Origin of the sequence: Rossellomorea sp. FM04394 (assembly GCF_041889765.1) — a bacterium.
Taxonomy (GTDB): domain Bacteria; phylum Bacillota; class Bacilli; order Bacillales; family Bacillaceae_B; genus Rossellomorea; species Rossellomorea aquimaris_B.
Genome location: NZ_CP168654.1, coordinates 3,774,297 through 3,796,911, shown reverse-complemented (window position 1 = coordinate 3,796,911; position 22,615 = coordinate 3,774,297). Strand labels below are relative to the sequence as shown.

General features: G+C 35.7%; 20 protein-coding genes and 1 tRNA gene. 13 read left to right on the top strand and 8 right to left on the bottom strand.

The genetic code is table 11. The annotated features are described in order from the left end of the window. Positions 1-31: 31 nt before the first annotated feature. Positions 32-628 (bottom strand): ATP-dependent Clp endopeptidase proteolytic subunit ClpP, encoded by a 597-nt coding sequence (clpP, locus tag ACCB35_RS19145; RefSeq protein WP_098352025.1) that lies wholly within the window; start codon positions 626-628, stop codon positions 32-34. Between the two features lie 601 nt (positions 629-1,229). Here clpP and ACCB35_RS19140 point away from each other — a divergent pair. The 3 genes from ACCB35_RS19140 (at position 1,230) to ACCB35_RS19130 (ending at position 3,299) form a co-directional block, all read left to right on the top strand. Continuing rightward, positions 1,230-1,301: transfer RNA gene (locus ACCB35_RS19140), tRNA-Arg, on the top strand. Between the two features lie 174 nt (positions 1,302-1,475). Then, positions 1,476-2,411 carry a tyrosine-type recombinase/integrase gene (locus ACCB35_RS19135; protein WP_374054887.1) on the top strand — a complete coding sequence of 312 codons (936 nt, stop codon included), beginning with the start codon at positions 1,476-1,478 and terminating at the stop codon, positions 2,409-2,411. Positions 2,412-2,588: 177 nt separating this feature from the next. Continuing rightward, the gene (locus ACCB35_RS19130) at positions 2,589-3,299 is read left to right on the top strand and encodes a hypothetical protein (protein WP_374054886.1); all 711 of its coding nucleotides are present in this window, start codon (positions 2,589-2,591) and stop codon (positions 3,297-3,299) included. 148 nt (positions 3,300-3,447) lie between these two features. Here the strand turns inward: ACCB35_RS19130 and ACCB35_RS19125 are convergent, their stop codons facing one another. The 5 genes from ACCB35_RS19125 to ACCB35_RS19105 all read right to left on the bottom strand — a co-directional run bounded on the left by ACCB35_RS19125 (position 3,448) and on the right by ACCB35_RS19105 (position 4,934). Beyond that, complete coding sequence (locus tag ACCB35_RS19125) at positions 3,448-3,672, bottom strand: hypothetical protein (RefSeq protein ID WP_374054885.1); 225 nt, start codon at positions 3,670-3,672, stop codon at positions 3,448-3,450. Positions 3,673-3,943: 271 nt separating this feature from the next. Next, positions 3,944-4,213, bottom strand: a complete 270-nt coding sequence (locus tag ACCB35_RS19120) for a hypothetical protein (protein WP_374054884.1) — start codon at positions 4,211-4,213, stop codon at positions 3,944-3,946. A gap of 114 nt (positions 4,214-4,327) precedes the next feature. Further along, positions 4,328-4,468 (bottom strand): hypothetical protein, encoded by a 141-nt coding sequence (locus ACCB35_RS19115; RefSeq protein WP_374054883.1) that lies wholly within the window; start codon positions 4,466-4,468, stop codon positions 4,328-4,330. A gap of 16 nt (positions 4,469-4,484) precedes the next feature. Next, on the bottom strand, positions 4,485-4,670 hold the full coding sequence (locus ACCB35_RS19110; protein WP_374054882.1) for a hypothetical protein: 186 nt from the start codon (positions 4,668-4,670) through the stop codon (positions 4,485-4,487). Between the two features lie 27 nt (positions 4,671-4,697). After that, positions 4,698-4,934 carry a hypothetical protein gene (locus ACCB35_RS19105; protein WP_374054881.1) on the bottom strand — a complete coding sequence of 79 codons (237 nt, stop codon included), beginning with the start codon at positions 4,932-4,934 and terminating at the stop codon, positions 4,698-4,700. 352 nt (positions 4,935-5,286) lie between these two features. Between ACCB35_RS19105 and ACCB35_RS19100 the strand changes: the two genes are divergently transcribed. Beyond that, positions 5,287-6,762 (top strand): DNA/RNA helicase domain-containing protein, encoded by a 1,476-nt coding sequence (locus ACCB35_RS19100; RefSeq protein WP_374054880.1) that lies wholly within the window; start codon positions 5,287-5,289, stop codon positions 6,760-6,762. A 46-nt stretch (positions 6,763-6,808) separates the two neighbouring features. Here ACCB35_RS19100 and ACCB35_RS19095 read toward each other — a convergent pair whose 3' ends face one another. Further along, positions 6,809-8,125, bottom strand: coding sequence for a hypothetical protein (locus ACCB35_RS19095; RefSeq protein ID WP_374054879.1), 1,317 nt, complete (start codon positions 8,123-8,125; stop codon positions 6,809-6,811). A 906-nt stretch (positions 8,126-9,031) separates the two neighbouring features. Here ACCB35_RS19095 and hsdR point away from each other — a divergent pair. From hsdR to ACCB35_RS19080, 3 genes are all read left to right on the top strand, one after another. Then, positions 9,032-12,238: a type I restriction-modification system endonuclease gene (gene hsdR / locus ACCB35_RS19090; RefSeq protein WP_374054878.1), complete on the top strand. Its 3,207-nt coding sequence runs from the start codon at positions 9,032-9,034 to the stop codon at positions 12,236-12,238. An 84-nt stretch (positions 12,239-12,322) separates the two neighbouring features. After that, positions 12,323-13,753: an N-6 DNA methylase gene (locus tag ACCB35_RS19085; protein ID WP_374054877.1), complete on the top strand. Its 1,431-nt coding sequence runs from the start codon at positions 12,323-12,325 to the stop codon at positions 13,751-13,753. 20 nt (positions 13,754-13,773) lie between these two features. Further along, entirely contained in the window at positions 13,774-15,243 is a 1,470-nt protein-coding gene (locus tag ACCB35_RS19080; protein WP_374054876.1) for a restriction endonuclease subunit S, read from the top strand. 121 nt (positions 15,244-15,364) lie between these two features. Here ACCB35_RS19080 and ACCB35_RS19075 read toward each other — a convergent pair whose 3' ends face one another. Continuing rightward, on the bottom strand, positions 15,365-16,489 hold the full coding sequence (locus ACCB35_RS19075) for a protein kinase family protein (RefSeq protein ID WP_374054875.1): 1,125 nt from the start codon (positions 16,487-16,489) through the stop codon (positions 15,365-15,367). 288 nt (positions 16,490-16,777) lie between these two features. Between ACCB35_RS19075 and ACCB35_RS19070 the strand changes: the two genes are divergently transcribed. The 6 genes from ACCB35_RS19070 to ACCB35_RS19045 all read left to right on the top strand — a co-directional run bounded on the left by ACCB35_RS19070 (position 16,778) and on the right by ACCB35_RS19045 (position 22,567). Next, positions 16,778-17,602, top strand: coding sequence for a winged helix-turn-helix domain-containing protein (locus tag ACCB35_RS19070; RefSeq protein ID WP_374054874.1), 825 nt, complete (start codon positions 16,778-16,780; stop codon positions 17,600-17,602). A gap of 136 nt (positions 17,603-17,738) precedes the next feature. Beyond that, positions 17,739-18,242 (top strand): hypothetical protein, encoded by a 504-nt coding sequence (locus ACCB35_RS19065; protein ID WP_374054873.1) that lies wholly within the window; start codon positions 17,739-17,741, stop codon positions 18,240-18,242. Positions 18,243-18,323: 81 nt separating this feature from the next. Continuing rightward, the gene (locus ACCB35_RS19060) at positions 18,324-19,079 is read left to right on the top strand and encodes a zinc-ribbon domain-containing protein (RefSeq protein ID WP_374054872.1); all 756 of its coding nucleotides are present in this window, start codon (positions 18,324-18,326) and stop codon (positions 19,077-19,079) included. Positions 19,080-19,690: 611 nt separating this feature from the next. Beyond that, entirely contained in the window at positions 19,691-21,031 is a 1,341-nt protein-coding gene (gene rpoN / locus ACCB35_RS19055; RefSeq protein WP_374054871.1) for an RNA polymerase factor sigma-54, read from the top strand. Positions 21,032-21,152: 121 nt separating this feature from the next. Then, on the top strand, positions 21,153-21,398 hold the full coding sequence (locus ACCB35_RS19050) for a glutaredoxin family protein (protein ID WP_374054870.1): 246 nt from the start codon (positions 21,153-21,155) through the stop codon (positions 21,396-21,398). Positions 21,399-21,547: 149 nt separating this feature from the next. After that, positions 21,548-22,567 carry a sugar-binding transcriptional regulator gene (locus ACCB35_RS19045; RefSeq protein ID WP_374054869.1) on the top strand — a complete coding sequence of 340 codons (1,020 nt, stop codon included), beginning with the start codon at positions 21,548-21,550 and terminating at the stop codon, positions 22,565-22,567. Positions 22,568-22,615 lie beyond the last annotated feature (48 nt).

Sequence of the window (22,615 nt, the reverse complement as noted above, 5' to 3'; positions counted from 1 at the left end):
CGCAACTTGTCGCGAAGGGCTTTAAAAATCATTATTTGTTGTTCATATCGTTCCGAGTGATGATGCGATCGATCAATCCATATTCAAGCGCTCTTTCCGCTGTCATGAAGTTATCACGATCTGTATCTTTGGAAATCACTTCAAGTGGTTGACCAGTGCGATCAGCCAAGATCTGATTCAGCTTTTCGCGAAGGAATAGAATGCGCTTCGCTGCAATTTCGATTTCCGTCGCCTGACCTTGTGCTCCACCAAGTGGTTGGTGAATCATCACTTCAGCGTTTGGAAGGGCTAAGCGTTTGCCTTTTGCACCAGCTGCAAGAAGGAACGCACCCATTGAAGCAGCCATACCGATACAGATCGTCTGTACATCAGGTTTGATGTATTGGATTGTATCGTAGATTGCCATACCTGCCGTGATGCTTCCGCCAGGAGAGTTTATGTAGATCGATATATCCTTCTCCGGGTTTTCAGATTCAAGGAAAAGAAGTTGTGCTACTATGGAGTTCGCCACATTGTCATCGATTCCGCTTCCAAGCATGATGACACGGTCTTTCAATAAACGTGAATAAATGTCATAGGCACGTTCACCGCGGTTTGTTTGTTCAATTACTGTAGGAATTAAATTCATCCTGGTTCCTCCTTAGAAATCCTTTTTATTTGTTAGAGTTACTTATTCACTTTGTACTGTTATCATACACCCATGGTCAATAAAGGTCAAACTAAACGATTCCTTTATTATCCTGTATATAAATCCTTTCTACATGATACCCATTCATTCCTTTTTTAAACGGGAGAGTGTTTGTAAAGTTTATGGTTGTAGTAGAAGTTTATTTCCTTTAAAAATAAATGGAGCCACCTTTTGATAAGTTACGGCGTGAAAACAAAGACCGTTCCTTTCCGCTGCAGGCAAGTGCTTTCCGCGGGGAGGAAGTCGAGCCTCCTCGGGCGCTGCCCTGTGGGGTCTCGACTTTTCCTCTATTACCCGCAGGAGTCAATTGCCTTCCGCTTCAATCCACTCTGTGATTCTATTTTATGAATGACTAATTATAAGGGTAGACAAACAGAAAAATAGATTCTAATGCAAATCAAACTATTTACAAAGGAACTCCAATCAACATTTACGTCTTTAAGAACCAACTATTTATGAGGTTAGGGCTTAAAGAATAAAAATATTGCAAACAAGCATTTTCTGGCTTATAATATATATTCGTGACGGTTATTCATTTCATGCCCTCGTGGTGCAACGGATAGCACGTAAGATTCCGGTTCTTAAAATGGGGGTTCGATTCCCTCCGAGGGCGTACCAAACTACTGAAACCATTGCGTTTTTACAAACGTGATGGTTTTTTTATACTCATTTTTAATTGGTACAGTTCATTCATAAATACCACGAAAAGCACCACGCATACCTCAAATCGTTCCTATAAATAATTTTAGGAGTGATTCCCATCAAACGAAGAAAATCTGTCTCTAGTATGCTAGCCAAACAAACCTTTCAATCTATTTCTGAAGATAAACAGGATACTTCATACGAAGAAGCAGCAGAAGAATTTTTTAGACATTGTAAGATTAAAGGTCTCTCTTCTGAAACTGTGAAATTTTACGAAAAGGAATTAAAGCAGATGAGGAGAGGATTCTCAGAAGTAGATGCTCCTTTAAAAAATGTAAGGCAAGTACAAACCAGTCATATTGAAGATTTTGTGGAGTATCAGCAAAGTCTAGGGAGGGCAATTAATACCATTAATTCACGTTTACGAGCAGGGAGAACATTCTTCAACTTCTGCTTAAGGAAGAAGTATATTGATTCAAACCCTTTCGATGGCATTCAACAATTGAGAAAGCGTCATGAAGTAGGTCCGACTTTTAGTAAAGGGCAACTTAAACGTTTATTAAACGCCCCAGATGTCACTACGTTCGTCGGGTTGCGTGATTTATCCCTTATGTTGACGTTTGCCCATACAGGCGTAAGATTGACCGAGCTGACGTCACTACGGGTTCAAGACGTAACATTTGATGGTAAGGGTGCGATTAACGTTCAACGGGCCAAAAATCGATTTGCTCGAAGAATCCCACTCACTAATCATCTGAAGAAAGTATTAAGAGCATATATTGATGAAAGAGGCGTATTAGATCATGACATGTTATTCATCAATGTGGAGGATCAGCCGATTAATCAGAGAACAATTCAAGAACGATTGAAGCATTATGGCAAGAAAACCAATGTTCAAAAAGAAGTATCCGTAAGTCCTCATGCTTTTAGAAGGACGTTTTGTCGATTAAAGGTAGAAGCAGGTACAAACTTGTTCGTTTTACAAAGGTTAACAGGTCATCAATCACTTGAAATATTGAAAAGGTATGTAGAAATTTACGGTACAGATCTTGAAGATGCAGTAGAGCAAGGGATTGATTAAAAATAATCGAAAATATTTTTCGGAGCTCTCTTCAGAGAACGTTTGTTCTGTGTTACGATGAAATAAAAACGAACGGATCATAGAGTTGGCGCTCTACCGTTCGTTTCCCCAACAAACTCACGAGGAGTTGTCATGTTCATATTAGCATGATATCTCCTTGAATTAAAGGAGAAGTGAATGATGAATAATTACAAAGGTGAAATCAATAGATTACAGAAACAAATGTTAAATCGGCTTAATGCAAGAAGAGGAACGACCTTATTTAAAATCATTGAAGCAATTTCACAACAGGCATTCGCCAAAAACTCCTTAACAGTATCACAAAAGAACAGTACACTGGCCAAGAAGGCAGGAGTAACAGCAAGTACGATATCTAGAAATCTAAAGAAAATAAAAGAAAAATGTGCTGATATTATCGAAATTACACAGAATCGTAATTGTGAAGAAAGGTTTGCTTCATTGGTATTTACATTCGTTCCTGTAATAGCGTCAAACGACTTGTCAAACGGTGATAAAACGGAGCTCGATGAAAGGATCAACGAACCCGTTGAAATGGCTGAAAACACTTCTAGATTAACTACTAATCAATTAGTATCAATCACTAAAGATAATAATACTAATACTATTAATAATGTTAACAGGGTTAATCAATCCGATAAAATTTTTGACTTATACCTTGAATATAAAAAGCAAGGTATTAACAAAAGTGTATTTAACAAGGTATTGGAGGAGGTTAAGAATAGAAGTGGAATAAAAAATTTTATTGGATATTTACGGGGAGCATTAAATAATATCTTAAACCATATTTCCTTCAGGAATGGCACCCGTACATATAAAAATAAGAGGCTACAGGACTTCTATGAGGTATTAATAGACAAGAATAATTAAATATTAATAATCAAAACTGGGTTCATCCTTAACCATCATGGCATGTGTTGTACGGTGAGAAGACGTTTGGGATAGGTATACCTTGTATACACAAATAAAACCACCAGCAAATCAATGCTAATGGTTCAGGTGACACATATTTCGTTAATTAAATACTCTGCATAAGATCCCTGAACTCTTCAACGCTAATACCTAAAGACGATGCGCTACTTGTTGTGTTGATTTTGTCACGGACTTCAATGAACTTTTGATCATACTCCTTTTGAGTAACGATTCCTTTGTCTTTCAATAATTCAAGGAGTGCTTTGTTTTCAACCTGTCCTTTAATTGCTTCAGAAAGAGTTTTGCTTATTAATATATCATTTTTTTCCATGTTTGATTATCACCTCCTAAATACCTATTTCGACACATTTAGATAATTTCCTTTTTGTTCCTAATATTTTTGTGGATATTTTAAGGTAAATACATACACCTTTATTTAACTTCTGTTCGTATTTCCATATTTTCAGAAAAGAGACCATTCTTATAATGATCCACTTTTCTGATATATTTGTTTTTATGACCACTCCTAAATTGGTCAATGTCTTTTGTAAAGTAGTCACAAGGTATTGTCAGTCATTGATTTACTCGACTTCCTTAATTTATTAAAATTGAGGATAGTAATCTTGCTCTTCCGTGTAAGTACCTTCTTTTTTTGATTGATTTACTCGAAATGCGTATTCCTCGCAAAGATCAATTAAATCGCCAGTTTCGTCTGGATCTGTTTCAAGAGTTGCTATGCAATCCCCTAGCATAAGATTATCTTCGAGTGTTACCTTGTCATCATCTTTGCTGTAAATTACCTCGAGCCAAAATGCTTCGCCATAAGTTACTCCTAAATTTACTGCTTTATTAATGAATTCTTGTTTTTTCATAATTAATTCCTCCTGTTAAGTTGTTTTGTTTTACTTACAATACGTATTATATTGAGTCTTTTTAAATTGTCAGGTGAAAAATGAAAAAAATAAAAAAGATGTCTCAAAGGACATCTAATCTTTCTTTTCATACATTTCTTTTCGGATTTCGGCCCGTTCTTTGTTCTTCGCTGCTATCCTTTCTTGCTCTTCGTCATAGGGGATAGCAGTCAAAAATAAAAACACATATCCAAGGATCAGCAGAATAGAAGACACACCGAGTAATAGGACATTATACCTTTTCTTCATATCTATGTCCTGTTAGTTCTGCAAGATCCTTGCGGAGAGTTGGAGAATCCTCGAAGAAATAAACTTGATACTTTCCATTGTTCCTGTTCTTTGCGGTGTAATCAATGTCATGTCCTTTTTTTACAAGATCCATAGCAAGTGTTTTCTTGTAAATTAATTTTTTCCCCATATATTCCCCTCATTTCTATTCTTATAGTTACATTAATGCTTCCACACGTTCAGTATTCTTACTGTCAAATACTCTAAGGTAAGGTAATAGCAATTCGGCTTTTTGTCTTTTTATTTCTGATGTAACCACATATATATCAGAAAATAACCCTATATCCAGGAAATTTTCTAGCATTCTTAGGTGATTTCTATCGCTGATACCTTCTTTATTTAGGATTGTCTCTTTAAGTATTGCAATTGCAAGTTCGATCATTTTGTCATTCATAACAAACCTCCTGAAATTCGGTTTTAATGACTGAATTTTCTGTTTTATAAATTTTATCATAAGGAAAGCAGATTAATCAATCGTGTTTTCTTGAAAAACCGAACTATAAGTCAAATTTTTAATTTATTGTTCGTTTTGTTTAATGGTTGATTTTAACTCGTATAGGTGAGGCAAAATCATTTGCCACTACCTAGATTCAATGAAAATCACTATCTAATGGGGATGTACTACAAACCGTTAAAAAATGAACTGTGGCGAAGTATGGGCGAAAAGTATTTTGGTAGATTTTTCTAAAACCACTTGTTAAAATGGTCATTGATTAGCGGTTATTACATGAAAAAGGGGAAATTTGATGTCAATTAAACCTATGAACCTATTGTCCTTGATAAATGCAAAAGAGGATTTGTCTGAAGGTACATTTGAAGATTATTTAACAAAAATGGGAGTAAATATTAAATTATCTGAAGTAGATGATATCAGTTCATTAGTAGAAAATATAAAATCTACTACCGAAAAAAGAAAAATTTTCAATGAATTTTATGTTGGGTTCACTATTAATCAAATCGGGAAAGAATTTGATCTTATCAGATTAGGTTCCAATTATACGGTCAACATTGAATTGAAGAAAAAAAACACTGGTGATAAAATTCATAAACAACTCTTAAAGAATAGGTACTATCTCAATGCTTTAGAAAAAGAAGTTTTTAATTTCACATATGTAGTAGAAGAAGAAGTACTGTATTTTTTGGAGAAAGAAAGTTCTTTAATTGAAGTTGAGTTCGATAAGTTGATAGTTCTTCTTTCAAAACAAGACATTTTAGAAGTCGATAATATCAATAACTTATTCGATCCGTCTAATTACTTGGTCTCTCCATTTAATTCAACTGAAAGATTTATGGCCAATGAATACTTTTTAACAACACATCAAGACTCAGTTAAAGACGAGTTAATGGCGATTAGTTCAAAGTCAGAAAATAAGTTATTTTCTATTGAGGGTGCAGCAGGTACAGGGAAAACATTACTTATATACGATATGGCAAAAAAGTATACAGAAGAGGGGAAAAAGGTCGCACTGATTCACTGTGGTAGATTGAATAATGGACATAGTAGACTCATCAATAACTATTCGTGGAATATAGTACCTATTAAACATTACAAAAGCGTACTCGCTGAAGAATACGATTTAATAATTATTGATGAAGTTCAGAGAATTTATAAAAGACAATTAGAAGATATTATTGAGAATGTTAAAGGGAATCAAACGACTTGTATTTTTTCTTATGATCCCAAACAGTGTCTACATGCAGACGAGATACGCAATAATATACCAGGTAAATTGGAATCGGTTGTTAACAAAACGTTTAAACTCACAGAGAAAATTCGAACCAACACAGAAATTACTGCTTTTATAAAAAATCTATTTGATCTTTCTAAACAAAACCCTCAGCAAACATATTCAAATATTGATATACAGTATTTTTCAGATATTGAAAATGCAAAGGGTTATATTCATTCATTGAAATTAAATGGATGGACTGCCATAAACTATACTTTATCAAGTTATAAACGAACCTCCCTTGACAATATCTTTGTTAACGCTGATGAAAATGCTCACTCAGTAATAGGACAAGAATATGATAACGTTATTGCGATTATTGGAAATTCCTTTAGTTACAACGATGAAGGGAAGTTAATTGGGGATTGGAGATCTTATTATCACCCAACAAAAATGTTGTTTCAGATATTAACAAGGACCAGGAAAAAGTTAAATTTAGTTATTGTTAATAATGAAACACTACTAAAAAAATGTATGGAAATAACGGGGTAATCGTATAAAAAAATCGCCGTAAGTCATAATCTTACGGCTGCTTTGTTTATATTTCATAATTCGCCCATTTTCTTAGTAATTCTCGCATTCGATAGGAAGGAATGTAGCAGTTCATCCTTTCTCCATTCCTAATACAACCCCTGAATAAGAATTGAATAAGATCAGATACTGCCAGCAGGTCTTCGTTTACTTCGACTCCACGGGAAGTGAAGAATTTCTTGTCATTGGGATTCATGAATCGATTATATACAAATGCCATTGCAGTTCGATCTGCATAGGTATTAGTGGCACGTGCATTAAATGGTAAGAAATTATCCTTAATACGGTCTCCCTTTCTATTATATTTGCATTTTTTGTTTGCAAAGGCAGGAGCAATTCGACTTAAGGTCGTCCAGTACAACCTGTTCACTGGTACATCACAATGATTCAGGAAAAAGTTTAAAAGGTTTTTATTTAACTTTTTTATCTCATCCTCGGATGCTCTATCTTCCAACCATGTACCCGAAAGTTGGTTATTTCTTATCTTCTTTAATTCTTTTGAATTGGCATCATCTTCTCGATGATCGAAGTTGTAATTTAACTTCCCCTCGTATATTGCCAATAGATTGTATAGTTCTTCTCTTCGTTCAAGTAAAGGGTTGTATTTTACAAGCTCATACCTGCCTTGATTGTTTAATACACTATGTTTTTTGTATTTTACATCAAACATATCGTAATAGTATTTTTGCATCTGAGCATCAAAAAGGTAAGTAAGGATATATACTTCATCGAATACCTCAAAAGCCCTCACGTTCATCGTCCAATAGAACGCTTGGTCATTTTGAATGTACAGCGTTCCGTTATCAGCCATAATTTTAATATCACGGTACCTGCTATTTTCTCTTTTCCCGTATTCTTCATCGATCCATTTTACTTTACCAAGATCGCCAATCTCTATGGACTTAAACCTCAATAAATATTCGATATCTTCATCAGAAATGTCATTGATGGACTCAATGACTTGAGCAGCCTCATCCATTATTAATGTATAGCCTTCTGCTTCAATGTGGTTCAAAGTCTCTTCATCTAAACGCTTGAAGATTTCGTGGGTCGTTATAATATTTAATCCGAGTTCGACCATCATTTTTAGATGCTTTAGTTTAGACCCTTTTCCCTTTTGTGGATCAGGTTCATAAAAGTCTGCTTTTGTATCATTCCTTAGACGAGCGACTTCATCAAGGTATGGAGTAACATAGATATACTTTTTATCTGTTCGTTCATCCGTACCGAATCCAATATTTTTTACTTCATTTAATCTTTGAATCGCCCATGAAGTTTTACCTGCCCCACATATGGCATCTACGATGTTTATAATTGTTTCCATTCTTAAATTCCTCCTAATTTTTATCACACTACTATTTTATTGAAGTAATTTTCAGTGTAAGGAGGAATCTGAAAGGTATTTATCTTTTTATGAATAATATTTTTTATCCCAAAAAGTACGAAAAATGGGATAAAATTCAGCAAATATCTTATAGCACCAACGATGGTGAGGTAGGTCCTTATAAAGAATAGTATTAAAAGGAAAACAACATGAAACTGCACCTGAGGTGCTTGCACCGAAGGAAGGGCAAGCGACAGCTTGACCAGGCGAAGGCTGTTGCGAGCCTCGCCGAAGGCCAACAAAGTAAATGATCAATTACAACATTAAATAGTTATGACTCGCTTAACGCTCGTCAGCGAAAAAAAGCATGCGCTTTTTGTTCGCCTGTTGTCTTTTCCGCTTTCAGCGGGGGGTTAATAAGTATTGATAATACATTAATTACTATTGTATTTTTGAGGAACGATATGAAAGTCTCGATGGTTTTGAGAATAGATATTCAATATGGATCAGGATGAATAAGAATGCTTTATTAAATATTTTCGTCTATACCCCCCTACCCCAAATTTTTTTTTTGATATAAGGTGGAAGGACTCGGTTCTGGTTGGTGCAAAAAAAATTTTTCCCCATCTCTGAGATTTCGGAAAATACATGGAAATTTGATAGATATTTTTTACGAGAAATCGAGCAAACATGCACCACTGATGGTTTCCTTCTCCCAGTTTTCCCCCTAATACTTTAGAAATTCACAAAATATCTATCAAAAATCACTCATTTTTTAACGGAAATCTATAAGAAAACCATCGTTTTTTAACCCTTTTTTTGATGAATTAAGGTTCGACCCAACGGTTAATTGTAAATTTATAGTATAATGGACACATGAAATCTTTTGGGAAACGGTGATAAACAATGGATAGTAACTTTTCATTTTTTCGTGGAAAATGGGATGTACTAGCAAACCTAGGAGAAACAGCCGAGAACAATGTATATCAAGACCCACATACAACCTTGATGAAACTTCGCCTGTTTGGGGAAACAATAACAAAATTCATTTTTGCTTCTGAAAATATTAGAGAAACATATGATACAAGGCAAGTAGATCGGATCAATAAGTTACGACGAGAAAGACTGATTGAACCTGAGTTACTTGATATTTTTGAAGCACTTCGTCTTAAGGGTAATAAAGCGTCTCACGAAGCAGACTTCGGCAAAATAGAAGAAGCAAAAGCGCTTCTTAAATTAGCATTTCGTTTATCTACATGGTTTATGGAAGTATATGGAGATTGGAACTTTCAAGCACCCGAGTACATTGAACCAAAAGAAAAAACAAACGTAGATATAGATAAACTTCAGCAAGAGTATGAAGAAAAAGTTAAAGAACTAGAAAAACAGTTGGAAGATACACTCCAGAAAGCTGAAGGAGAAAATGAAAATGTTAAGATTGAGCGTAAAAAAATATCAAAAAACTTCTTGCGTAGACAACAATTATCAGAACCGGAAACACGTGCCATAATTGATGAAAAACTACGCTCCGCTGGGTGGGAGGCAGACACCAACCAACTGAATAATCAAACTAAGCGAACAATGCCTGAAAAAAATAGAAACATGGCAATTTCTGAATGGAAAGTAGACGGTGGCAGAGTCGACTATGCGCTATTCGTAGGTCTTCAATTAGTGGGAGTTATTGAGGCTAAAGCACAAAGAAAGAACATTCCTGGCATATTGGAAAGTCAAACTAAAACATATGCGAAAAATGTTATTAAACATGGAACAGAAACGATCACGCCAACTACGGGAGATTATAAAGTTCCATTTCTGTATGCAACGAATGGTAGGCCATATCTCAAACAACTTAAAGAGCATTCAGGTATTTGGTTTTGGGATTCACGTAAACCATTGGAACATGCTCGTCCATTGGAAGGGTGGCATTCACCTGCTGACCTACAACTTCTCCTAAGTCAAGATGATGAAGATGCAGATAAACGACTTGAGGAAGAATCAATAACGAAGTTTGGGTTGCGAACTTATCAACAAAAGGCTGTACTAGCCACAGAAGAAGCATTAAAAAGTGGTCAAAGAAAAATGCTAGTTGCAATGGCGACAGGTACAGGTAAGACTCGAACTGCCATAGCACTTATGTATCGTTTAATTAAGTCTAAAAAGTGTCGTCGTATTCTGTTCTTAGTAGATCGAAGTTCTTTAGGTACACAAACAGACGATGCTCTGAAAGACACGAAGATTGAAGGATATTCATTTTCTGATACTTATAATGTTAAATCATTAGACGATATATCACCTGAACTTGAAACAAGAGTACATATTGCTACAGTACAAGGGATGGTTAAAAGGCTGTTTTATAGTGATGGTGAGAACTTACCGAGTATAGGTCAATATGACTTTATCATTGTTGATGAAGCACATAGGGGTTACACAAATGACAGAGAAATGTCAGAAGAAGAGTTAATCTTTAGAGACCAAAATGATTATATAAGTCAATATAGACGAGTTATTGATTACTTTGATGCAGCTTGCTTAGGTCTTACAGCGACACCTGCTTTGCATACAACTGATATCTTTGGAATGCCTATCTTTAAATATTCGTATAGCGAAGCAGTTTTAGATGGTTTCCTTGTAGACCATGAACCTCCATATCTATTTAAAACAGAGCTTTCAGAAGCAGGTATTAGTTTTGATAAAGATGAAGAAGTAGAAGTATTCGATGTTGATAGTGCTGAAATCCAGTTAGAAAAAATGGAAGATACGGTACGTTTTGAAGTTGAACAATTTAATAAAAAAGTAATTACTGAACCATTCAATCGAGCCGTTTTGAACAAACTGACGGATTATATTGATCCAACGAGTAAGGAAAAGACTCTTATTTTTGCAGCCACGGATCAACATGCCGATTTAATCGTTCGATTATTAAAAGAGGCATTCAAGGAGCGTGGTGACGAGGTTGAAGATGATGCGATTGTTAAAATTACAGGCTATATATACAAACCCTCGGAAACGATTAAGCGGTTTAAAAATGAACGTCTACCTAATATCGTTGTAACTGTTGATTTACTTACAACTGGGATTGATGTGCCTACAATTACGAACTTGGTATTCTTAAGACGTATTCAATCACGTATCCTTTATGATCAAATGCTTGGTCGTGCTACTCGCTTATGTCCTGACATCGGGAAGACTCATTTCAATGTATTTGATGCTGTAGGCATCTATGATAAGTTACAGAGTTATACAGAAATGAAACCTGTCGTAAAGCAACAAAACTATACTATAGGTCAACTACATGAATCACTTTCAAATGCTTCAACAGAGGAGGAAGAAGCATTTTACCGAGATCAATTAGTTGCGAAGATTCAGCGTAGAAAACAAAAGTTCAATGAAGAAGGAAAGCAAAAATTCGAGGAGTTATCTAACGGTAAGAGTTTAGATGACTGGGTTAAAGGAGTTCAATCATATTCTTGTAAAGAAGCAAAGAAAGACTCTGTTCTATTTGAATTTGTCGAAACTTTCCGTGCCAAAGGTGAGAAGCGCTATATCTCTAAAAAAGAGGATAAAGTCACAGGTGTTGATCGAGGTTATGGAGAAGGTAACAACCGACCAGAAGACTATTTAGATGGTTTCGTTCAATTTATTAAAGAAAATATTAATGAGATTCCTGCTCTTCAACTCGTGTGTACCCGTCCTAAGAATCTTACTCGAAAAGATCTCCGAGAATTAATTACTATCTTAGAAACTAAAGGATATAAGCAGAATCATTTACAAACCGCTTGGAAACAAACAAGGAATCAGGATATTGCGGCTGATATCATCAGTTTTATCCGACAAGCTGCATTGGGTGAAGCACTGGTAGATCACGATACCCGTATAAAAAATGCGATGCAGAAAGTCTATTCGTTAAATGACTGGACTCCTAGACAGAAGAAATGGTTGGAACGAATTGAAAAGCAGTTAATTCAGGTGCCAGTTTTAGCACCAACTCCTCAAGATGCTTTTTCTGAAGAGCCATTCTTAAGTCGTGGTGGTTATAAAACGTTAAGGAAAGAGTTCGGTGATTACATCGATCAAGTGGTAACCACCATAAATGATAGTTTATATATCAGTTAAATTTTGTGCCTCTTAATTGGGGCACTTCTGCGTTATAATTGGAAGGTCGTTAAATTATTTAAAGTAATGTTTGGAGGAATAGAAATGAACAACCAAGAAATCGTTCAGAAATTATGGAATTTATGTAATGTGCTACGTGATGATGGAATTACATATCAGCAATATGTAACAGAGTTAACATATATATTATTCTTGAAAATGATGAAGGAACAACAAACTGAAAGTGTAATACCTGAAGGATATCGGTGGGATGACCTCTTAGAAAAAGAAGGTGTAGACCTTAAGACTTTTTATCAAAGGTTGTTACTCGAATTAGGAAACAGTGACAATGATCGTCTTCGTCAAATTTATAGTGATGCTTCTACGAGTATTACAGAGCCAAAGAACTTGGAAAAAATCATTAAATCTATTGACGGTCTTGATTGGTATAACGCAAAAGAAGAAGGTTTAGGAAACCTTTATGAAGGTTTGCTTGAAAAGAACGCTAGTGAAACAAAATCAGGAGCAGGTCAATACTTTACTCCTCGTGTACTGATCGATTTAATCGTGCAACTTGTAGATCCTAAAGTTGGAGAACGATGTAATGATCCGGCAGCTGGAACATTGGGTTTTATGATATCAGCCGATCAATATTTGAAAAATAAAACAGATGATTATTTTGATCTTGACCCCCAAGAAGCCGAGTTTCAAAAGAAGGAAGCATTTACTGGAATGGAACTCGTGCAAGGAACACATCGTTTAGCGTTAATGAATGCGTTGCTTCATAATATGGAAGGTCGTTTGGAGAATGGTGATTCTTTATCTAATAATGGTAAATGGATGAAGAACTTTGATGTCATCCTGACAAATCCTCCCTTTGGTACCAAAAAAGGAGGGGAGCGAGTATCCCGAGATGACTTAACATTTGAGACATCAAATAAGCAACTGAACTTCTTGCAATTAATATATAATGCCTTAAAAGATGATGGTAATGCTCGAGCTGCTGTTGTCATACCTGATAATGTGCTATTTGCTGATGGGGCAGGTGTTCAAATTCGCCGTGATTTAATGAACAAATGTAACTTGCACACAATCTTACGTCTTCCTACAGGAATCTTTTATGCCCAAGGTGTTAAAACAAATGTATTGTTCTTTACAAGAAGTAAAACAGATCAAGGTAATACAAAAGAGACTTGGGTGTATGACTTACGCACCAATATGCCTTCATTCGGCAAACGTAATCAACTTACTATGGCGCACTTTGAAAATTTTATGAAAGCGTATGTGTCTGAAGACCGATCAAAAGTTAAGGATGAAAGATGGAACAAGTTTACTCGTGAAGAAATTGCTAAGAAAGATGATAGTTTAGATATTGGGCTGATTGCAGATGAGTCACTATCTTCTTATGAAAATCTACCAGACCCGATTGAATCGGCAGAAGATGCAATTGCTAAACTTCAACGAGCGATGGATATGTTAAATGAAGTTGTTGAAGAACTTCGAGCAGTTGATGAGCTTGAGGTGGTTGAACAGTGAGTAACCACCAAAAGAACAAGATGGATGAATTATTGAAAGAAACTATGACATTAGAAGAACCATATGAAGTACCAGAAAATTGGGTATGGGGAAAGTTAGGGAATTTATTTACATTAAAAAGTGGAAAATCAATTAATAAGATTGAAGAACAAGAGAATGGTGAATTAGCGTATATAAAAGTTGCCGACATGAATTTAAATGAGAATCAAGAAGAAATTAGGGTTGCTAGTAAATATGTATCTTCTAAAATTAAATATCAATCCTCAATAATTCCTCCTAGAAGTGTGATATTTCCCAAAAGAGGGGGAGCAATACTAACAAATAAGAAAAGGTTAGTGATGAGTGAAATCCTATGTGATCTTAATATAATGGCAGTTATCTCTCCTAAAAGCATTTGTGTTAAGTATCTTTATTATTGGTTCTTGACAGTTGATTTAGCTAAGTTAAATAATGGTTCAAGTGTACCTCAGATTAATAACAAAGATATTAACCCTTTGTCTTTTCCTTTGCCACCTCTAAATGAACAAAAGCGTATCGCTGAAAAAGTAGAACTTCTTCTACATAAAGTTGATGAAGCGAAACAGTTAATTGAAGAAGCAAAGGAAACATTTGAGATTCGTCGCGCCTCTATACTAGAGAAAGCGTTACGAGGAGAGATGACAATTGACTGGAGAAATAATAAATCGAAAGTTAGGTCAGGTGAAACTCTTTTAACCATAATTAATGAACAGAGAGAAAAAATAATACAATCCTTACCTAAAAGTAGAAGTAGAAAAAATAAAATAATGGAAATAAGGGAAGATAACGTTCCGTTTCAAATCCCACCTAGTTGGATTTGGGTTAGATTGGGGAATATTTCTACTAAGATTGTTGATGGGGCTCACCATACTCCAAAATATATTGATTCGGGCATTCCTTTCTTATCTGTTAAGGACATAAAAGGTAATAAGATTAATTTTGATAATACAAAATTTATATCTTATGAAGAACATAGTGAATTAATAAAAAGATGCTACCCTCAAAAAGGCGATTTGTTAATTACTAAAAGTGGGACTATCGGAAGAACCGCAGTTGTCGATATAGATAATGAGTTCTCCCTATTTGTCTCTGTAGCGTTAATTAAATTAGCAGGGTTGTCGATTAATCCACGTTTTATTGAGTATATGATTGAATTATTAGTGAACTATGACTTTGGTGGTGAGTTTGTTAAAGGAAGTGCAATAAAAAATCTTCACCTTGATCAACTAATAAATCTCCCTATCCCTTTACCATCATTAGAAGAACAGGAAAAAATAGTTAGTATATTGAATAAAATATTTATTCGTCATAATGAATCTATTGAGATTTTAAATGGGCTTAATCAAAAAACGGAAAGATTGAAACAATCTATCCTTACCAAAGCTTTCCGTGGAGAACTTGGGACAAACGATCCAGCAGAAGAAAATGCAATTGAGTTGTTAAAAGAAATACTCCAAGAGCAAGTAAAATAAGGATTTTAAAGATCGCTTTAATAGGCGATCTTTTTTTGTGAATAAATAAATTATATTAAAAAACAAAAGGACCCAGCGGTCCTTATTATCAAAGCGAATGATTCTTGTGAAATGTTTTGTATTAGAACGGTAAATCATCCTCGTTAATATCTATTTCTATTCCTATATTAGATAATCTCACGTCGATATTATCTATTACTATCTTTTGTTTATAAGGCCTTAATCCTTGTATAAATTGATAAAAATCAGTAACTAGTGAAAGGGGTATGTCATTTATTTGTCTAAAAGTATAATTGTTATTAATAAAACAATTTATTAGTTGTTGATTATCCTGGATATATGCTTCCAGAAAACTATTTCGTACAAGGGTAGATAATCGATTTATTATTATACTTGGATCTCTAACAGGCTCGTATTCATTTGTATGGCTTACTATATACCTTGAAAGTACTTCTGCAAAACTCCTATATAAATTTTTCTCTTCTTCTGTAAAGTTTATTGCGAGTACTCCTTGGGAAATATCAACAGAAATATCCTCAAACTTTGCATATCTTTCACTAGGATCTAATTGAATCATCTTATCAATTATATGCTTAAATTTAAAATTTGGAATATTATCCCCAATAATGTTACTAAACAATTTCCCCAAAAAGTAAATCTCACTTTGATGGTTGTATATGCCTTCATCAGCAGTTTCGTTTGGTAACTGTGTTACAGGCCAGTTTAAAAAGACACTTCGCCCATCCTTATCTTGGCCTAACAATTTTTTCCCAAAACCAAAATCAATGACTTTAACATTCTCATATTTATCTATCATAATGTTTGCAGGTCTTATATCCCTATGCAATATGTTATTAGATTCTAGATATTCAAATGCAAGTATTGTCTCAGTGAAAATTTCTGACCAGTCTCTCCAAAAAGGATCAAATTCATCAATTGAAACCCCGTCAATAAACTCCATTTGAAGATATCCTAATTTACTTTCAGGGTATAAATAGTAGTTATAAACTCTTACAATGTTAGGGTGAGATAATGTAAATAATATTTTTATCTCATCGACAAAACGTTTATAATGTTCATCTTTGTGGTTAGGGTCTTTCGGTGCGTACTTTTTAAATGCAAAAAACATGTCAGTAGTTTCATCTTTAAAGAGATGCGTATCCCCAGTTCCTCCTTGACCAAGATCCTTAACATGCACAAATTGCTTTTTCTTATCAAATTCAACTACGGTACCTGGTTTGACCATTTATCTACCCTTCCATTCTAATCTTTTTGTATTATTTTAACATAAATTCCTCGATTTGTAGAAAAGTAGATTAATATAGCAAATACCGTTTCTACATTTGTTTTCAACATGCTCGTACTTAAAGTTATGGATAATAAAATACTGATTTTATAAGTAACTATTCTGTCCGATCTGTTTGGATATTTTTATCTTTTTATGTGTATCTGAGAAACTTTTAATGGGGTATACTTATGACAATTACACAATAAACTTCGATTTCAAAATAAAAAAATCGGAAGGATGTTGTAGATGAGATTACCTATGTATGATGAGATACACTTACCGTTTTTAAAACTAATCAATAGCGGTTCAGTTTATCGAGTGAAAGATGCGGTGGAAGCATTGAGTCAGGAATTTAATTTGACTGAAGAAGCCATGAATGAACGAGTTCCTAGTGGATCTAATAAGTTCTATTCACAAGTAAGTTTTTCAAAGAAAAGATTAATTGAGGCTGGATTGATCTTTGCAAAAGTTAGCCCGTATAAAACGACTGAATTGGCGAAAGAGTTATTAGAATTAAATCCCAAGAAAATCTCAAACAGCTTAATAAACGACCTTAAAAAGAATGGCAAGCTTGGAAAAGAAAAGATAGTTCAAGGATCACCATACACAACAGAAGAGTATTTACACAAAATACGAGAAATAAATGAAAATGATCCAAACTTTTTTGAATATATTTCAGGGTTGGTTTTATCCAACATACTAAAAGTGGATTTTAAAAAGGTTGTATTTACACCTCAGAATAACGATGGAGGCATAGACGGTTTTATCAAGTTAGGAATTAATGATGAAACAATTTGCTTCGAATCCAAATGCAAAATGAGTAGACCTGTAGCAGTAGGTAATTTACGTGATTTTATAGGAGCGCTCGTTTTAAGGGAATCGAAACAGGGGTATTATTTTACAACTACCAGATATACGGGCGATGTTATCCGTGCTGTTAATAAATTAAAGAGTCTGAAAATAGATATCAATATAGAACTGATAGATGGAGATACACTTGTGGATCTCCTTTTAAAATATAATCTCGAAAATGAAATTGTGAAAAATTGCATTAACCTAAACGCTAAATAAAACAATGTAAAAAGACCGTTAATAACGGTCTTTTTTTATGTAATCAGTATATTTGAATAACTTCTATTTTCCTCCTTACTTTTTTATATTTCTCAATATAATAACCTTGTAATCATAAGAAAATGGAGGAATTATTATGTTAAACAAAAAAATTGAAAATGCAATTAAAGAACATCAACAAGTAGTGACAAAAAAATATAACGAATTAGCAGCATGTTTTAATATCGAGTTTGAAGAGGGCTCTTATGGAGTTTCAATTGATTCTGATAAATTAGCCTTTTATACAAATTTTGAAGATGAAACAGATCGTTATACCTTCAAATTGACACCACTTTATAAAAATATTAGTTTCATGTGTCATAAACGCAGAAAAAAAAGCAATTATAATATTGGATCAGGTAAAGCCTTTGAAAATCCCATGGATGCAATATTAGAAATAAAAGAATCAATCCGAAAAATAAAGAAAGCAAATGAATTTTTAGCATACGCAACACAAGAACTTGCGGTAAAGAGGCGAAAATTTGTGGAACCATTATCAGATAGTGAGTTAGATTTTTTTATGTCTAAATATGATTTAATCAGCGAAATTGAATACGACAAATTGAAGTTTGATGAAAATAAAATAGTGAATTTCTTGTGATTAAGATAATTACCGTCAGCATTAACGTTGGCGGTTTATTTTATTACTTGCGATTTTTCAAATGAAAAAGGGGTTAGTATAGTGAAGAAAATTACTTCATTACTAAAAGTAAGACCAGATTTGGGACGTTATTATAATGAAGGGGATAACGCTAATTTGCCTATGAAGAAAATTTCATATGGATCAAAAACAAAAATTTATTTGCGTTGTTGTGAATGCGGAAAATTACAAAGCGATAAAGAAGTAAAATCTGCCAACAGTTACACGAAACTAAATAACAATAAAAATGGTTTTCATAAAAATTTTGAATGTACGTATTGCAATTCATTGGCAGAGAAATATCCAGAGATAGCATCTGAATGGGATTATGAAAGAAATGAAGGATCACCAAGTGATTATAAAAAAGGCAGCAGGTATAAAGCGTATTGGGAATGTGAACAAGGTCATAAATGGCAAACGTCAATAAATACTCGTACAACTAATCAAACGAGTTGTCCTGAGTGTACGAGTTCAACAGGGGAAAAGGCAATTGGGAATATCTTGAGGAAGATGAAAGTCAAATATCTAGCAGAATACCCTGTAAGTCTTAATGGAAAAATACGCAGGTTTGACTTTTACCTACCTAAATACAACGTGTATATCGAGGTTCATGGTAAACAACACTTTCAGGATGCTTTCACTCGATCTGTTGATGATCAAAAGAAGATAGATCAATGTAAGCAAAGATATGCTGAAGCAAATGGATATTATATTTTGGTGGATTATCGTGAACATGATCCTGTAATTGCAGTACAAAGATTTTTAATCGAATGGAGAAAGTACAAAGAAGTAGTGTGATTTGCTACTTCTTTTTCTATTGACAAAGAACATGATATTTCTTATTATGGGTGCAACATAGGTTCGTATTTGAGGTAAATAACACGCAATGAATTTCAGATGAATGCCCTTCAGCCCTTATGTGCCAATGGATACAGATGTTTATTCTGCTCAACGGTGCAACGGATAGCACGTAAGATTCCGGTTCTTAAAATGGGGGTTCGATTCCCTCCGAGGGCGTACCAGAGACCTTGTGTTTGTTGAGTTATCAGCAGGCATGAGGTCTTTTTTTGTGGATTCTATTAATTCTACTGATTATAAACTGTGAATAATATTAATAAGAGTTGTTATTATGATGTAAGAAGATCTACACCACGACCGTTGATTGGAGCGGAAGGTGCTCGACTCCTGCGGGAATAGCGGGACAGGTGAGACCCCGCAGGCGCAGCCGAGGAGGCTCACCGCCCGCCCCGCGGAAAGCGAGCACCTGCAGCGGAAATCAACTACCGCTCTCTCCGTAAAGTTATGAAGGAAAGAATTATATAATTGTACACATCCACCAACTACCAGCGAATTCCCATTAACGAACAACCGATTTTATTGTAGAATAGATAAATGGGAGGTTAATAATCATGAATTTGAAAGCAGGACTATTTCAAAATCAACAACTGAAACTTCAAATGACGCAACAGCTTTCTCAAGCCATCACCATCCTCCAATATTCTACGATGGAACTGAATGCTTATTTAGAAGCTAAGCAATTAGAGAATCCCCTTATACAATTAGAACCGCCTAAGCTAGACCCCCTCCATCAACGAGAACCTTATACTTATAAACGAAATTCAGGCAATCATGAAGATACGGTGGATTGGTATGAATATGTATCCGTGCCGAAGAGGACTCTTGCGGATGCGTTATCTGTTCAATTAAATTTGAAATCGCTTACTTCCTTTGATCGAAAGGTAATGGAAGAATTAATATACAGCCTGGATGACAATGGATATTTGAGGGTGGACGAAGAATCTTTCCTTCAAACACATGGTCTGGAAAGGGCTCAACTTGATCACTATATTAATAGATTGCAGGAATTGGAACCGGCAGGGATAGGAGCAAGGAGTCTGCAGGAGTGTCTTTCCCTTCAGCTGCAGAAGAAGGCAGATGTTCCCTCTCTGGTTACCATGATTGTAGACAACCATTTTCAAGCTTTTGCCGAAAAGAAGTGGAAAGCAATCGCAAAGGAACTTGGGGTTGAGCTGAAAGACATCCAGCAGGCGGCTGATTTCATCCAGCATTGCAATCCGAGACCCGGCTCAAAATATTCTCAGCAAATCGCTGAATACATTATTCCTGAACTGGTCGTGAATGTGATCGATGGGAATACCGTGACCGTGTCGTTGTATGATGGCACAACCGTCAACGTCTCATATAATGAAGAGTACACGGATTTCTTGAAGCATCACCCTGATAAGGAAGTCCAGTCCTATCTCCAGGAAAAGGAGCAGGACTTCCAGTGGTTGTTGCAGAGTTTAAGACAGCGAAAGCAAACGATCCTCAAGGTGGGGAAGATGCTCGTTGAAAAGCAGAAGGCCTTCTTTCAAAAAGGTCCATCGGCCATCCAGCCTTTGACATTAAAGCAGGTGGCCGATGAAATCGATGTTCATGAATCCACCATTAGCCGCGCCGTGAAGGGGAAGTATATGCAGACGCCGTATGGAATCTTCGAATTGAAGTATTTCTTCACTTCGGCAATTAAATCGGTACGTCTCGAGGATTCCGAAGCGGCTTCCGCGCGGACGGTGAAAAATGAGCTACAAAAGCTGATTGATGAAGAAGACAAGAAAAAGCCGCTATCAGACCAGAAAATTGTCAATATACTATTGGATAAAGGCTACGATGTGTCTAGAAGGACAATTGCCAAATACCGTGATCAAATGGGCATCACTTCTTCGACGATGAGGAAGAGGTATGAATAAAACGGTTTCTGTTGGTGCCAGGCACTAAAAGTGAGTTTGGTGCCTGGCACCGGACAATGGCACCGGACAAAATCACTGACCGGACCCACCAACACAACCTAGTATAAAGTGAGGGAAGTACATGAACCAAGTCATTTTCTACACACGCACCCAATGCGGATTATGCGAAGACGCAAAAATCACCTTAAAGCTCCTCCAGGATGAACTGGGCTTCGAGATGAATGAGATCGACATCGAGGAAAGTGATGAACTGACAGAACGTTTCGGACTCATGATCCCTGTCGTGGAACTGGGCGGGGAAATCCTCCAGTATGGGCAAATTGATTATTTTACGCTCAGCAAGCGTTTACATGAAAAAACCCGATAGTTTCTAGTTGAATTACGATTCATACCCTGATAAAATGAACTTTGAAAGCAGGGATGAATTTTTTTTGGAGGTAGTGGGACATAATATGTCTATGCGGGACTTTTGTAGTCCAACATAACCACGCACTTCATTTGAAGGAGCTTTTATCTATGGAATCTTTAATTGACATACAAAAGCGATTATTACCTGACCTGCTTGAAGTTATGCAAAAAAGGCATCAAATTCTTCGTTCCATCCGGTTCATGCAGCCTGTCGGACGCAGAAGTCTTGCTCAGAACATGGGCCTGACCGAACGTGTACTGAGAAGCGAAGTGGAGTTCCTTAACAACCAAGATCTCATTGATATCAAGACCTCTGGCATGATCATGACGGAGGATGGTATTCAGCTTTTGGAGAACCTGGAAAGCATGATGAGAGAGGTTTCTGGAATCAACGTAATGGAGCGGGAATTAAAATCTTTACTTAATCTTCATGAAATTGTAATCGTTCCTGGGAATAGTGATGAGTCTCCTTGGGTAAAAGAAGAATTAGGGCGTGCATCAGCTTCTAGTATGAAACGTCGCCTGAAAGGAAATACTATCATCGCTGTGACTGGAGGTTCGACGATGGCAGCCGTGGCAGAAAGGCTGACACCTGATTTCTCTGAAGAAACCTTGTTTGTTCCTGCTCGGGGTGGAATCGGGGAAGATGTTAAAAACCAGGCTAACACCATATGTGCCAAGATGGCTGAGCATACGAGAACGCGACATCGTGTTTTATATGTGCCGGATCAGGTTAGTAAAGAAGTATACAAATCCTTCTTGAAAGAACCGATGATCAAAGAAGTTTTGAATTTGATCAAATCGGCTAACATGGTTCTCCATGGGATTGGAGATGCTATCACGATGGCTGAAAGACGAAAGACCACTGATGAAGACTTTGAGAAGATCACAGATGGTCATGCTGTCGGTGAGGCATTTGGTTATTATTTTAACGAAGCGGGTGAAGTGGTACATAAGGTGCCAACGATCGGCTTGCAATTAGAAGATTTAAGTCACATCGAAAGCGTCATCGCCGTCGCTGGCGGCAGCTCGAAAGCGAAAGCGATTCGGGCGTATATGAAGAGTGCTCCTAAGAAAACCGTGCTCATCACGGATGAGGGAGCAGCAAGAGAGCTTTTAAAAGGGTAAGCCCTTTTGAAATATAAAAAAATCATCCTTAACTATCTAAAGGAGGAA